We start from the raw sequence: 13,906 nt of genomic DNA, 5'->3' as shown, positions 1-13,906 counted from the left end.
GAATGCAGTATGAATCAGCACGATTGCTAACAACTAGCCATGGCAGAAGCCCATTTGAATCCTACATCTGAACTCAAAAAGTACTTTGGTTTCAGCAAGTTCAAGGGAGAACAAGAAGACATTGTAAAGAATGTTCTGAACGGTCAAGATACCTTTGTAATTATGCCAACCGGCGGCGGTAAGTCGCTGTGCTATCAACTTCCGGCTATGATGACCGAAGGAACAGCGATTGTTGTTTCCCCGCTCATCGCGCTTATGAAGAACCAGGTAGATGCCATGCGTGGCTTCTCACAGCACGATGGCGTTGCACACGTCTTGAACTCCTCACTTACCAAGAAGGAAATTACGCAAGTCAAGGAGGATTTGTACAACGGAGTGACCCGACTTCTCTATGTAGCGCCAGAATCCTTAAACAAGGAAGAGAATATTGAAATGCTTCGCGAATTGAAGATTTCATTCTTTGCCATTGATGAGGCTCACTGTATCTCGGAATGGGGTCACGACTTCAGACCTGAATACCGAAACCTGAAACACGCCATTGAAACCATTGGAAGAAAGCCGATTATTGCGCTCACCGCAACAGCCACCCCAAAGGTTCAGAGTGATATCATGAAGACGCTCGGCGTAGAACACGCCCGAGTTTTCAAGTCGTCCTTTAACCGTGACAATCTCTACTACGAGGTGCGTCCTAAAGAGGATATTGAACGCCAAATAATTCGACTTCTCCGCGAGAACGCAGGCAAGAGCGCTATCGTTTACTGCCTGTCACGTCAAAAGGTTGAAGATTTAGCCCAACAGCTCCAAGTCAACGGAATCAAGGCCTTGCCGTATCACGCTGGTTTAGACGCTTCAACAAGAGTTCGTCACCAAGACGCATTCTTATCGGAAGACACCGATGTGATTGTCGCTACGATCGCTTTTGGAATGGGAATCGACAAGCCAGATGTACGCTATGTGATTCACCACGACATGCCCAAGAGTCTGGAATCGTACTACCAAGAAACAGGACGTGCTGGAAGAGACGGTGGCGAAGGTAATCTCATCACCTTCTATTCCTACAAAGACATCGAAAAGCTGGAGAAATTCTTGGCGAAGAAGCCCGTTGCTGAACAAGAAATTGGAAAGCAACTTTTGCAAGAGGCGATGAGCTATGCAGAAACCAGCATGTGTCGACGTCGCTATCTCCTGTACTACTTTGGCGAAGTGTACGAGCAAGAGAATTGTGGAAATTGCGACAACTGTAACAATCCACAGAAGTTGCACGATGCAAAAGATCAGCTCCTTTTAGCCCTTCAAACCGTGAAGGCCGCCAATCAAAAATTCAAAGCTCAACAGATTGTCAACATCTTGATTGGAAACCTAACGGCTCTTCTCAAGAATCACAATTCCGATACCTTACCTCAATGGGGCAAGGGAACCGACCATCCAGACCGATTCTGGCACAACTTGATTCGCCAGGCTGTTGTTCAGGGATATATCGATCGAGAAATTGAACTCTACGGCGTTCTTCGTCTGAGTGAATCTGGATTGAAGTTCATTGAAGAACCTGTGGCATTCATGCTCCCTGAAGAGCGAGAGTACGTCGACAAATCGAGTCCAAATAGTGGTCAGGTTATCGCGTTAGATGACCAACTCTTCAAAATGTTGAAAGACCTGACGCGAAAAGTAGCCAAAGAAAAAGGCGTTCCTCCTTATGCCGTGTTCATGGAACCATCCCTCAACGAAATGGCTACGCACTACCCTACCTCCATTGATGAACTCAAAAACATGAGTGGAGTCGGTGAGGGTAAAGCCATGAAGTTTGGCCAGCCTTTCGTGGATACCATCAAGAAGTATGTTGAAGAAAATGACATCAACCGACCGATGGATTTAGTGGTCAAGTCCATTGCCAACAAGAGTCAGTTGAAGGTCTACCTCATCCAAAGTACCGACCGCAAGCTTCCATTAGACGACATCGCCAGTGCAAAAGGTCTAACCATGGACGAGCTCTTGAAGGAAATGGAGATGATTGTGTTCTCTGGAACCAAGTTGAACATCGACTACTATTTGGAAGATATTCTTGACGAGGACTCCATTGAAGAAATCTACGAATACTTCATGGATGAGTCAGATGATGGAAAAATCACCGAGGCTTACGAAGAATTTGATGGAGACTACAGCGAAGAAGAATTGAGATTGATTCGCTTGAAGTTTTTAAGTGAGGTGGCTAATTAGACTTCAGACTCCAGTCTCGAACCTGAAAGCAACCACCCGCTATCTAAAACAAAAAGCCCCCAACAGAGATGTCGGGGGCTTTTTTCGTTTTGAAACCAATTAATTCAAATGGATGAACACGTCTCGCTCATCTAATTTGTCGGCGTGCAAACTCTTGCTGTACTGAAGAACGAAGTCGATGCACTTTTTAGGGGCGTTTCTCTTCTGTTCATTCGCTTTACGTTCGCTAGGAGTAATGTTATACATAGGCAATTTGTCATCGTTTAATATTCCAAGAACGCCGGAATATTCTGCCTATTGCATACGCCGAAAAATTTTAGTCAACGGTAAGACTCACTCCATTTTGTTCGATGATCTTTCTCAAGTTCATCAAAGCGTAGCGCATACGCCCTAACGCAGTATTTATGCTTACATCCGTTTGCTCGGCAATTTCTTTGAAGCTCAATCGAGAGTAAATTCTCAACTTCAAGACCTCCTTCTGTTCGTCTGGTAATTGTTCAACCAAACGAGTCAAATCACTTTCAATCTGCTCGCGAATCATCACATTCTCTATCGTAGGAGTTCCATCTTTAATGATATCAAAGATGTCGAAGTCATCTGAAGGAGATACTGTTGGTATTCTCTTCGCTCTACGGAAATGATCAATAACCAAGTTGTGTGCGATACGCATCACCCATGGTAAAAACTTTCCTTCTTCATTGTAACGTCCAGCGCGAAGTGTATTAATCACTTTGACGAAAGTGTCTTGAAACACATCGTTTGCCAAGTCTTCATCGCGAAGCTTGCTAATGATGTATGAGTAAACTCTTGACTGGTGGCGGTTGATGAGAACTTCTAAACACGCCTCACGACCATTCATGTACTCCTTCACTAGGACGGAGTCATCCAATTGCAACATATCCATAACCGTTCGATTTGGTTCCTAATTCCTGATTAAACGGGTAGAAATGTTGCTATAGAGTCGTCTTTATAAGGTTAAATGGGGCGCTTTTGAGAGAGCCTTGAACTCCAAATATAAACGATTTCAAATGAAACATGCAAATCGGAGGTAGAAATTGGTTCCTAGTGTCTGGCACGTGACTCCTGAACTCTAGCCTGTAAAGCACTAATCTCCCGTATCATTCCACATTGTGAGCCTCCCCACCTATCCCCCAACCTTCCCCCTAATAGCCAGAGGTCAATAGCTCATAGCTAGCCACTATTGATTACCTTTGCAAACCATGGAAAAAACGGCGCCACACATCACTTCCACACCCGCTGAAATGGACGAGTCTATCGTTATTTCTGGTGCGCGTGTGCACAACTTGAAGAACATTGATTTAACCATTCCCAGAAACAAACTCGTTGTGATTACGGGAGTTTCAGGAAGTGGTAAATCTTCTTTGGCCTTCGACACATTGTATGCTGAGGGTCAGCGTAGATATGTGGAAAGCCTTTCGTCTTATGCTCGGCAGTTTTTGGGCAGATTGAACAAGCCGGAAGTCGATGACATAAAAGGGTTGGCGCCTGCCATTGCCATCGAACAAAAGGTGATTTCAAGAAATCCTAGATCTACGGTCGGTACTACAACCGAGATTTACGATTATCTCAAGGTTCTATTTGCGCGTATCGGAAAGACCTACTCTCCTACTTCTGGAAAGCAAGTCATGCGTCATTCCGTATCCGACGTACTGGAGCACATTCACAGCGTAGAAGAAGGTGCTCGCCTCATGGTTACTGCTCCTGTTAAACCCAACGGTAGAACCACAGTAGAGGCCTTGAACGTCTTTCATCAACAGGGTTTTTCTCGTATCTGGTGGAATGGAACAGCCGAAGATATCAATGACCTCATCGAACAAAAGCCAAAAGATTGGCCACAAGATGCCGAATTGATCATTGATCGCGCGGTGGCGAAGAAAGACGATGAAGATAACGACAGCCGACTCGCCGATTCGATTCAAACGGCGTTCTTTGAAGGACACGGAGAATGTAGAATTCATTGGGTTCAGCAAGATGAGATTGTCACGTTCAGCAACAAATTTGAGGCAGACGGGATCACATTTGAAGAACCCTCACTTCACCTTTTCAGCTTTAACAACCCTTACGGCGCTTGTCCGAAATGCGAGGGTTTTGGCAATGTGATGGGTATTGATGAAGATTTGGTGATTCCGAATAGCGCTCTCAGTGTATATGAAGATTGTGTGGCGGCTTGGAAGGGAGATACCATGCAAGAATGGAAAAATGAGTTGGTGCGAAATGCAGATAAATTCGATTTTCCCATCCATCGCGCTTATGGTGATTTGTCGACCGAACAGCAAGAGCTGCTGTGGACAGGCAACAAGTACTTCAGAGGTATCAATGCCTTCTTCAAGCATCTTGAGTCAAAGTCGTACAAGATTCAATACCGCGTTATGCTTTCGCGTTACCGCGGCAAGACCAAATGTCCAGATTGTAAAGGAAGACGTCTGCGCATTGATGCATCGTATGTAAAAGTGGGCGACAAGAACATCATGGAGTTGGTGGATCTCAGCATGGACAAGCTCCACCAATGGTTCGCCGATCTTTCATTGTCTGAGTTCGATCACAAAGTAGCCAAACGTCTACTCATCGAAATCACCAATCGCTTGCATTACCTCCGAGAGGTGGGTTTAGGATATCTAACACTAAATCGCCTTTCAGCTACACTTTCAGGTGGAGAATCTCAACGAATCAACCTCGCTACAAGCATGGGCTCTAGCCTTGTTGGTTCTATGTATATCTTAGACGAACCTAGCATAGGCTTGCATCCGCGCGACACCGACCGCTTAGTGAAAGTGGTTCAAGACCTTCGAGACATTGGGAACACCGTTATCGTAGTAGAACACGACGAGGCCTTTATGAAGGCGGCAGATTTTATTGTGGATATTGGTCCGGGGGCGGGCTCTAATGGAGGTGAAGTTCTGTTTGATGGAACGCTTGAAAACCTTCTGAAAAAAGACACCCTCACCGCTCAATACCTGAACGGAACCAAGGAAATTGCCACCCCGAAAGAACGTCGTGAACTCAAGTACACCATTGAAGTAGCTGGAGCTCGTGAAAACAACTTGAAGAACATCGATGTGAGCTTTCCTCTCCACATGTTCACGGTAGTTACAGGAGTAAGCGGCTCAGGTAAATCCACACTCGTTCGCAGAATCCTCTACCCTATGCTTCAGAAAGCACTGGGAGGCTATGGCGAAAAAGCGGGAAAGCACAAATCGGTTGAAGGCGACATCCACCGCATCTCAGGAGTGGAATTCGTGGATCAAAATCCAATTGGTAAATCAAGCCGGAGCAACCCTGTAACTTATCTCAAAGCCTACGACGAAATTCGCGCCCTCTTTGCTTCGCAGAAGCTTTCAGAGATGAATAACCTAAAACCCAAGCACTTCTCGTTCAACACCGATGGCGGTAGATGTGACGTTTGCAAGGGTGAGGGTTCGGTTACGATCGAAATGCAGTTTATGGCGGATGTTCACCTCAAGTGTGAACAATGCGATGGCAAGCGATTCAAAGACGAAGTGCTGGCTGTACAGTTCAAAGGGAAAAACATCTACGATGTACTAGAAATGACAGTGGATGATGCCATTGATTTCTTTAAGGAACACGAGCAACCTAAAATTGTTACTCGCCTTAACCCGCTTAGGGAAGTAGGCTTGGGTTATGTACACCTCGGACAATCATCTTCTACACTTTCAGGTGGCGAAGCGCAGCGCGTAAAGCTCGCCAGCTTCCTCATCATGGGGCAATCTGAAGGAAAGAAACTCTTCATCTTTGACGAGCCAACGACGGGTCTTCACTTTGAAGACATCCACAAACTACTTCAGTCCTTTAATGCCTTGATCGAGAAGGGACACAGCATCGTAGTTATCGAGCACAACCCGGATGTAATCAAGTGTGCCGACTGGCTCATTGACCTAGGACCGGAAGGTGGCGAAAAAGGCGGTGAGCTTCTTTATCAAGGCACGCCCGAGGGTATTTTAGAACTGAAAGGAAACGCCACCGGAGAAGCGATTCGAGAGAAAATAGACTAGCGAAGCGACTTGAAGAGTTCGACCAAGCGTGCTCTTTCCTCTGCTGAAATTCGAGCCTCACTATGTGCGAGAATGTAACTTGACATTGGCATTTCGCCACTTTCAACTTCCTCCACGCACTCCTCTAGCTTGTGGTCTTTGCGATCTGCGGCATAGCTGCCCCATTTGGAAAAATTCAGATGCTTTCTAGCATCGTTCACATGATTGACAACCACATATGACGCCGGTGCTACATTGGAGTACCACGGCCATACCGTCTCATTCGAATGACAATCGTAGCACGCTTTGTGAATGATCTCCATATCCACGGCATCAATGTCGTAAACATTCGCAAAATCTTGTTCTGCTGGATCTGTTGGATTGGTCTTAGCCGGCTGAATAAATTGCATAGCGGCAAGGACGAAAATCAATCCAAGTAAAATTCTGCGGGTGTTCTTCTTTTTCATCAGAATGAGGATTTGTCACATCAAATGTAAGATACGAATTGTACGTTCGTCAACGGAAAGGTAAATAATACTACCTTGAGATTGAATATAATCCTAACACTACTCCATTGAATCCTCAAAAACGTGCCAGTGAATGGGTTGACACCTATGGAGACTTGCTTTTTCGCTTTGCTTATCAACGAACGGGAAGTAAGGAAATAGCAGAAGATCTCGTTCAGGACACCTTGCTCAGTGCCTTTAAATCTCTCGATAGTTTTGAAGAGCGCGCTTCGGATAAAACTTGGTTGATGCGCATTCTCAGAAACAAAATCATCGATCACTACCGAAAGACGCGTACTCGTCAAAGTGAGGATGATGTCTCCGTTAAAAAAGAAGTCAGTATCAGCTCCTATTTCGATGAAAGCGGCGGTTGGAACGGCGAACACATGCCCCATGAAAGTTGGGATGACCAACCCGATGGTGAATTGGAAAATTCTCAATTGAAAAGCGCACTCGAAAGGTGCATAGACAACCTGAAAGGTAAAGGGGCTTCAGCTTTCCGAATGAAGTATATAGAAGATGAAGAATCTGAGGAGATTTGTAAGGTACTTGATATCACCTCGTCCAATTATTGGGTTTTAATCCACCGCGCCAAATTGCAACTAAGAGACTGCCTTGACCAATCGTATTTCAATGAATTGAAAAAATTCGAAGCCCAATAATGGAAAACCTATTTCACAAGTTATTCTTCACCTGCGAAGAAGCGACCATGAAGGCTGAAATGAACGAACAGAAGGCCTTATCTGGATTGGATCAAATGAGACTTTGGATGCACATGCAATGGTGCGCACTTTGCACCTTATTCAGCAAACAAAATAAAAAGCTCAACTCCATTTTAAGTCACAACCACCAACATCTAAAAGAGGTTAAAGTGGACGATAAAACAAAGCTCAAGTGGAAATCCGCACTGGAAACTGCCAGTACTGATGTGCCCTCAAAAAACAATTAACTTACCTCCAAATGGAGGTTTATTGAAGAATGTAACCCCCTTCATTTGACCCTGAAATTTCGCCTAGAAGTTCAAATTGAGGCACTACCCATAGGATTTCGTGAAAATTCCATTTCGCTTCAAAAAAATTGATGTTAGGGGAATGTTATGAAAGATAAAGTTCTATATTTGACTCATCTAATGCCCAGGGATCTACCTGGGTAGCTTAGGTTTATTGGTTTGGTGTGAGGCCCGGGGGAAACCCGGGTCTTTCATTTTCTGACCATTCCTACCTCAAAAGGCATGCTTTTAGCTTCTTTGGCGAACCACTTCAAAAAGCATGATTCCCGCAGCAACACTTACGTTCAAGCTATCCACTACTCCACTCATCGGAATCTTTACCAAAGCATCTGCCACGTCGATCCAATGTTGGGAAACACCTGTATCTTCAGCTCCCATCACAATGGCAGAAGCTTCTCTAAAGTCGCATTCAAAATGTGGCACCGCACCTTCCAAATAGGTAACGAAACACGGAATGTTATGGGAAGAAAGAAAGTCACTAATTTCATCATTGCTCGCACTGACTACGGGAACATCAAAGAAGCCTCCTAGACTATTTCTAACCACATGGGGATGAAAGACATCCACCACCCCATTAGCCACTATCACAGCATCCACTTTGGCCGCGTTTGCCGTGCGAAGAATCGCCCCTAAATTTCCTGGCTTTTCTACCGATTCAACAATCAAATAGAAGGCTTTCTCCTTTGGTTCCAACTCGGCCAAACTCTTGTCAATTCGAGGATAAACCCCCACTACATTGGGCACTCCAGAGCGAAATGAAATCTTTTCAAATACGGCTTCTGAGCACTCGTGAACCAATGCGTCAGGCTCCCTGTACTCAATTAGGTCTCTCATCTTGTTTTCATTGAGAAACTCACTGGAATAAAAGAGCCACTTCGGACTCAATCCCGTTTGAATGGCACGAGCGTTTTCTCTCAATCCTTCAACAACAAAAACCGCATCCTTCTTGCGGTCGCGAGACTTTTCAATATAAGAAACAACCTTCTTAACCGTAGGATTCTGAATACTATTTAGCTCTTTCATACGGCTTGCAAGTTCGGTATTCTAGGTAACAGATGTACCTTCGCAGTATGAGTAAAAGATCAAAACGTCATACAAACGACGAAGACGGAATTGTTTATTCGACAAATCCAGGCGCAACCTTTGGCGACCTCTTTGCAGATTTGCGAGGAGAGGACAATGATAGTCAGGATTTTACCTTAGAAGTCCACATTTCCAAAAAGGGAAGAGCAGGAAAAATAGCCACGCTCGTGATGGGGCATCCCGGAACAGAAGATGAAGTAAAGTCGCTCGCTAAAGACCTTCGTTCACATTGTGGCGTGGGAGGTAGCGTAAAAGATGGAGAAATCCTCCTTCAAGGAGCTGTACGCGATAAAGTAATGGCCTATTTAGAAGACCATGGATACAAAACGAAACGCGTTGGCGGTTAAACCAACGGCGTTACGTTCTTTAATGCTCTTTCGTACAACTCTTCGTACTTCGGCGTAATGCGATCAATGCTGAAGGTCTCTGCTTGACGATACGCAGCCATGCTCATTTCCGCATGCTTGGCGTCATCCGTTAGTATTTCTGTGGCGTATTTAGCCATCGTCTTTACATCTCCTACATTGGCGGTATACCCAGTCACACCGTGCATATTCACCTCTGTGAGACCTCCGGCGTTTGACGAGATAACTGGAACTTTTGCGGCCATGGCTTCCAATGCTGCCAAACCAAAACTCTCTGTTTCTGAAGGGAGTAAGAAGAGGTCACTCATGCAAAGTATTCGCTCCACTTCATTGGTCTTACCCAAGAAGAGAACATCTTCAGAAACACCTAAATCCTTGGCCTTATCTTCGGCGCGTTCGCGCTCTGGACCGTCACCTATCATCACCAGTCGAGATGGAACCGTCTCATGCACTTTGGCAAAGATTTCCACCACATCCATGATGCGTTTCACCTTTCTAAAGTTGGATATATGGGTGATGATCTTCTGACCTTCATGTGCTAGCCCTGCTCTATTGCATCGCTTGGCGTTGTTGTACAAACTGAGATCAATGAAGTTTGGAATGACTTCAATATCCTTGCGAACCACGAAGAATTTCAAAGTTTCGCGCTTCAAGTCTTCAGACACTGAAGTCACATAATCGGAGTGATTAATGGAAAAGGTAACAGCTGGCTTGTACGATGGATTTCTTCCCACCAATGTAATATCCGTTCCGTGCAAGGTGGTAACCACTGGAATGTGGATTCCCTTATCTGCCAAAATCTTCTTTGCCATGTAGGCTGCATATGCATGTGGGATAGCATAGTGAACGTGGAGAATTTCAATCCCTTCATTCAATACGGTATCTACCATCTTGCTGGAGAGCGCAAGCTCATAAGGCTGGTATTGGAACAATGGATAATCGTGAACATTCACCTCATGATAGTAAATATTCTCCTCCAGAATGTCCAATCGAACAGGCTGATTATATGTGATGAAGTGAACCTTGTGTCCTTTCTTGGCAAGTACAGCACCTAGTTCTGTAGCCACAACACCCGATCCTCCAAAGGTTGGGTAACAAACAATCCCGATTATCATTAGTCTTTTGCTTTGTGCTCTTCTGTTCGAATGAGCTCTCCTTCTTCGCTGTAAAAGTACCAAGTTCCTACTTGCTGGTTCTCATAATACTCTCCAACTTCCTTTTTATTTCCATTAGGATAACGCGTTTCATGGAATCCGGTTCGCTTGCCAGCCACATAATCTGAAACTTGCTTCACAGTACCATCCTCGTAGTAATAAATTACCTCTCCTTCAATCTCGCCATCCACGTACATGTATCGCGCGCTCGGTCCACCTCCTGGATAGTACCAAACCGACTCTCCATTCTTTACGCCATCCTTCCAAGAAAACGACTGCTTAAGCGTGAAGTGTCCAGGATAATACTCCCACTCCACTCCATTCTTTACACCCTCCTCAAAGGTGAGTTCGCGTACGAGATTTCCCCTCTGATCGTAATAGCGTTGAAGGCCATTCAACTTGCCTTCTGAAAATAGTTCTTGCGACAACATTTGTCCTCGATCGGTGAACATAATGCGGAATCCATCAATCTTACCATCTACATATTCGGTGATGGTACTTACGCACATGTTGGAATGTAAATCTACCCATGTCCCTACGCGTTCTCCCTTCCTGTTCTCCTGATTGATGTGGTCGGGAAGCAGAAGCGTATCAGGTTGAGCGGAAAGTCCAATGGAGAGGATAAATCCGAATGCTAGTGCGAACTTCTTCATGGTAAAAGGCTATCGTAGATTATCTCTTGAATATTGGTGCGAATGTTCATGGAAATAAGTGCTCTGTTCTCAGCGTCAGGATAGACGCGATTGCTCAGGAAAATATACACTAAATCCTCGGAGGGATCCACCCATGCAATAGTTCCGGTGAATCCGGTATGACCAAACGATTTGGGACTTGCACAATCACAAGCGGGACCAGCCCCTTCCAATTGTGGTTTATCGAATCCAATACCTCTGCGATTCTTATTCTCACAAAAAGCACACTTGGTAAAGAGTTCAATAGTGCCAGGGCGAAAATATCGGTGACCGCCGTACTCTCCGTCGTTGAGGTACATCTGCATCAGCTTTGCCAAGTCGTTTGCATTGGAAAACACTCCAGCGTGTCCACCTACACCTCCCATCATGGCCGCACCTTGATCGTGCACAAAGCCTTGAATGAGCTGATACCTGAAGTAGCGATCCTCCTCTGTTGGGATGATTTTGTCCAGTGAAAAACGCTCTCGCGGATGAAAACCCATACTCCATGCACCCAATGGACGATAGAGGAACTCTTGAACCAATACGTCCAAGGGAGCGCGATAGGTCTGCTCTACGATCTTCTTCATTAAATAATACCCCAAATCAGAATACTTGTATTTACCCGGATTCTCCAAGGGCGATTTTAGTATCAAATCATAAATAGTATCGCGGTAATCATCGCGGATGTACAAATCCTTGGCCACCTGAATGGTATAGCCTTCTTTGAGAGATTTACTGTAATAGGTGTTGCTGGGTTTCTGTGCTTCAAGGGTTTCGATGTAAAATGGAATCCACGCTTGCAAACCCGCTTGATGTGTCAGAACGTCAATCACTTTCAAATGCTCCTTGTTCGTGCCGATGGTTTCGGGGAGAAATTTGCCCAACTCGTCGTTGAGTTCCAGTTTCCCTTCGTCGTACATGCGCATCACCATGGGAAGTGTCGCCGCTATTTTGGTAATCGAAGCAATGTCGTAAATATCGTCCCACTTTACCGTTTCCAAGCTCGAATACATTGGTTTCCCAAATGATCGTTCATAGACAATCACTCCTCTTCGGGCTACCACCACTTGTGCACCTGGCGTGGCTTTGGCACGAATAGCACGCTGAACTTCGGCATCTATTCTTGCGAGGGTTGTCGCATCCATCCCCACTTCTTCTGGGAACCCATAGCGAAGACGATTTAAATCCAGCGTAGGAATTCCGTGATTGGAAGGCATGAGCACACCAATACTCACCGGAAGTGTCCCAGATGCTTCGCGTGCGCCAAAGATGATCTGGGCCGCACTAAGAGCGGCATCAAACGTATTTTGATAGGTTTGAATAACGGCCTCACTTTCCAATATTTCAGGAGTAGATTTGAGTCCGTATGGATTGGCAAAGTGAACGAAGACCACTCGGTTCTGAAGCAAAAGTCGTTGAATAAACCGCTTCTCCTCTTCGTTCATCACATACCTTCTCCATGGATTGGTATTATCCGTAAAATATCCCACGATCACCAAATCACTCAGGGCCACTTTTTTAAGGACCTCAGAGGCATTAGCTCCCGTAAAATCGAAAGATTCCACCAAAGAGTAATGAGCAGCAGCATCGGCTAAGTTGTTGTTGATTCGGGAACCGATATTCACAACGGTTACCTTTTCATTCTCCAAGTTTTGAAGGGGCAAGATTCTGTCCTTATTGACCACCACTGTTGCTGCTTGGTCATAAATCTGCTTGATGAGCACTCGTGAATCGTGATCATTTAAATCCGCAATAATATTCTCTACCGCAATGGGTGAATAATTCGCCAAACCTGCACCATACTTGGCCATTAAAATTCGACGTACATGAAGGTCCAACTCCTTTTCACTCAATTTTCCAGAAGCAATGGCCGCCGTAATCTTTTGAACCGCGGCAGGAACATCTTCCGCAAATAGCAACACGTCATTTCCTGCCAAAAGGGCTCTGAGATCAACTTCACCTGGTGGATATAAATCGCTTACACCGCGCATATTTAGCGCATCTGTAAAGGCCAAACCGTCAAAGCCAAGTTCATTCCTGAGAAGAGAATCTACCACAATAGGTGAAAGTGAGGTAGGCGTTCCTGATCTGTCCAACGAAGGAACATTGAGGTGAGCGACCATTACACTTGCCAAACCATGTTTAAAATTCTCGCGGTACGGAGCCCACTCTACTTCGCTCAATCGGGGATAGGATTGGTGAACAGATGGAAGAGTTTTGTGTGAATCTTGATCGGTGTCGCCGTGTCCGGGAAAGTGCTTTCCACAAGCGAGCACGCCATGGTCTTGCATTCCCAAAGTGTAGGCAACCGACAAGCGACTGACGCGTTCCACATCTTCTCCAAATGACCGAACTCCGATGATGGGATTATCAGGATTGGTGTTGATATCAAGCACAGGCCCAAAGTTGAAGTGAACTCCCAAACGCTTGCAATGACGCGCGATTGTCTTTCCGTACTCATAAGCCAAGCTGCTATCATTGGTTGCCCCCAGTGTCATGGGCCAAGGCAATTGAGTCACGCTATCCAAACGCATGGCCAAATCCCATTCAGCATCCATTCCTATCATTAGAGGAACGTCAGACTTGGCTTGCAATCGGTTCGTCATTCTAGCCTGACGAACAGGTCCCCCTTGAAAAAAGATCAACCCTCCAATATGGTGATTCTCGATAAGGGAAGTAAGTTCGCGTTCGTGCGCCGCGTTTCTATTGGAGTAGGCAGCTACCATGAACAACTGACCAATTTTCTGTTGAATCGTCATAGATTTCATGGTACTGTCAGCCCACACTGACGCATCGTCACCTTGATAAAAGGGTTGTGAACAGAGGCCAAAAGAGGCCGTCATCATCAGAAAAAGTAGAGAAAGCTTGAAGTTCAACCGGATTGTGTGCAT

The 13,906-nt window shown here is 45.3% G+C and carries 12 protein-coding genes; 5 read left to right on the top strand and 7 right to left on the bottom strand.

The features are described from left to right. The first annotated feature begins 39 nt into the window (after nt 1-39). Nucleotides 40-2,214 (top strand): DNA helicase RecQ, encoded by a 2,175-nt coding sequence (gene recQ, locus F8C82_RS02240; protein WP_151691803.1) that lies wholly within the window; start codon nt 40-42, stop codon nt 2,212-2,214. A gap of 99 nt (nt 2,215-2,313) precedes the next feature. Here recQ and F8C82_RS14700 read toward each other — a convergent pair whose 3' ends face one another. Both F8C82_RS14700 and F8C82_RS02235 read right to left on the bottom strand, forming a co-directional pair. Then, a complete protein-coding gene (locus tag F8C82_RS14700; RefSeq protein WP_170266123.1) occupies nt 2,314-2,460 on the bottom strand; it encodes a hypothetical protein in 147 nt (48 codons plus the stop codon). A gap of 70 nt (nt 2,461-2,530) precedes the next feature. After that, complete coding sequence (locus tag F8C82_RS02235; RefSeq protein ID WP_151691802.1) at nt 2,531-3,118, bottom strand: RNA polymerase sigma factor; 588 nt, start codon at nt 3,116-3,118, stop codon at nt 2,531-2,533. Between the two features lie 316 nt (nt 3,119-3,434). On the opposite strand from F8C82_RS02235, the gene uvrA reads away from it, so the two are divergent. Continuing rightward, complete coding sequence (gene uvrA, locus F8C82_RS02230) at nt 3,435-6,245, top strand: excinuclease ABC subunit UvrA (RefSeq protein ID WP_223279412.1); 2,811 nt, start codon at nt 3,435-3,437, stop codon at nt 6,243-6,245. On the opposite strand, the gene F8C82_RS02225 is transcribed toward uvrA, so the two are convergent. Beyond that, nucleotides 6,242-6,691, bottom strand: coding sequence for a heme-binding domain-containing protein (locus F8C82_RS02225; RefSeq protein WP_151691801.1), 450 nt, complete (start codon nt 6,689-6,691; stop codon nt 6,242-6,244). The genes uvrA and F8C82_RS02225 overlap by 4 nt on opposite strands. A 107-nt stretch (nt 6,692-6,798) precedes the next feature. Here F8C82_RS02225 and F8C82_RS02220 point away from each other — a divergent pair, with 107 nt between their 5' ends. Together F8C82_RS02220 and F8C82_RS02215 are read left to right on the top strand one after the other, a co-directional pair. Next, nucleotides 6,799-7,392 (top strand): sigma-70 family RNA polymerase sigma factor, encoded by a 594-nt coding sequence (locus tag F8C82_RS02220; protein ID WP_170266122.1) that lies wholly within the window; start codon nt 6,799-6,801, stop codon nt 7,390-7,392. Further along, nucleotides 7,392-7,679, top strand: coding sequence for a hypothetical protein (locus tag F8C82_RS02215; RefSeq protein WP_151691799.1), 288 nt, complete (start codon nt 7,392-7,394; stop codon nt 7,677-7,679). The genes F8C82_RS02220 and F8C82_RS02215 overlap by 1 nt, the downstream gene beginning before the upstream one ends. A 288-nt stretch (nt 7,680-7,967) precedes the next feature. Here F8C82_RS02215 and F8C82_RS02210 read toward each other — a convergent pair whose 3' ends face one another. Beyond that, complete coding sequence (locus F8C82_RS02210) at nt 7,968-8,762, bottom strand: TrmH family RNA methyltransferase (protein ID WP_151691798.1); 795 nt, start codon at nt 8,760-8,762, stop codon at nt 7,968-7,970. A gap of 47 nt (nt 8,763-8,809) precedes the next feature. Here F8C82_RS02210 and F8C82_RS02205 point away from each other — a divergent pair, with 47 nt between their 5' ends. Further along, nucleotides 8,810-9,169, top strand: coding sequence for a translation initiation factor (locus tag F8C82_RS02205; RefSeq protein WP_151691797.1), 360 nt, complete (start codon nt 8,810-8,812; stop codon nt 9,167-9,169). Here the strand turns inward: F8C82_RS02205 and bshA are convergent. Genes bshA through F8C82_RS02190 form a run of 3 tightly spaced genes read right to left on the bottom strand, consistent with a single transcriptional unit; the run spans nt 9,166 to nt 13,906 of the window. After that, nucleotides 9,166-10,302, bottom strand: a complete 1,137-nt coding sequence (gene bshA, locus F8C82_RS02200) for an N-acetyl-alpha-D-glucosaminyl L-malate synthase BshA (RefSeq protein ID WP_151691796.1) — start codon at nt 10,300-10,302, stop codon at nt 9,166-9,168. The two genes, F8C82_RS02205 and bshA, sit on opposite strands and share 4 nt — an antisense overlap. Continuing rightward, nucleotides 10,302-10,994: a toxin-antitoxin system YwqK family antitoxin gene (locus F8C82_RS02195; RefSeq protein WP_151691795.1), complete on the bottom strand. Its 693-nt coding sequence runs from the start codon at nt 10,992-10,994 to the stop codon at nt 10,302-10,304. Before F8C82_RS02195 ends, bshA begins: the two co-directional genes overlap by 1 nt. Continuing rightward, nucleotides 10,991-13,906 (bottom strand): glycoside hydrolase family 3 N-terminal domain-containing protein, encoded by a 2,916-nt coding sequence (locus F8C82_RS02190; RefSeq protein WP_151691794.1) that lies wholly within the window; start codon nt 13,904-13,906, stop codon nt 10,991-10,993. The genes F8C82_RS02195 and F8C82_RS02190 overlap by 4 nt, the downstream gene beginning before the upstream one ends.

The sequence above is a fragment of the Phaeocystidibacter marisrubri genome, assembly GCF_008933165.1.
Lineage (GTDB): Bacteria > Bacteroidota > Bacteroidia > Flavobacteriales > Schleiferiaceae > Phaeocystidibacter > Phaeocystidibacter marisrubri.
Note: the sequence above shows the minus strand (reverse complement) of the source record. Positions and strands in the feature narration are given on the sequence as shown.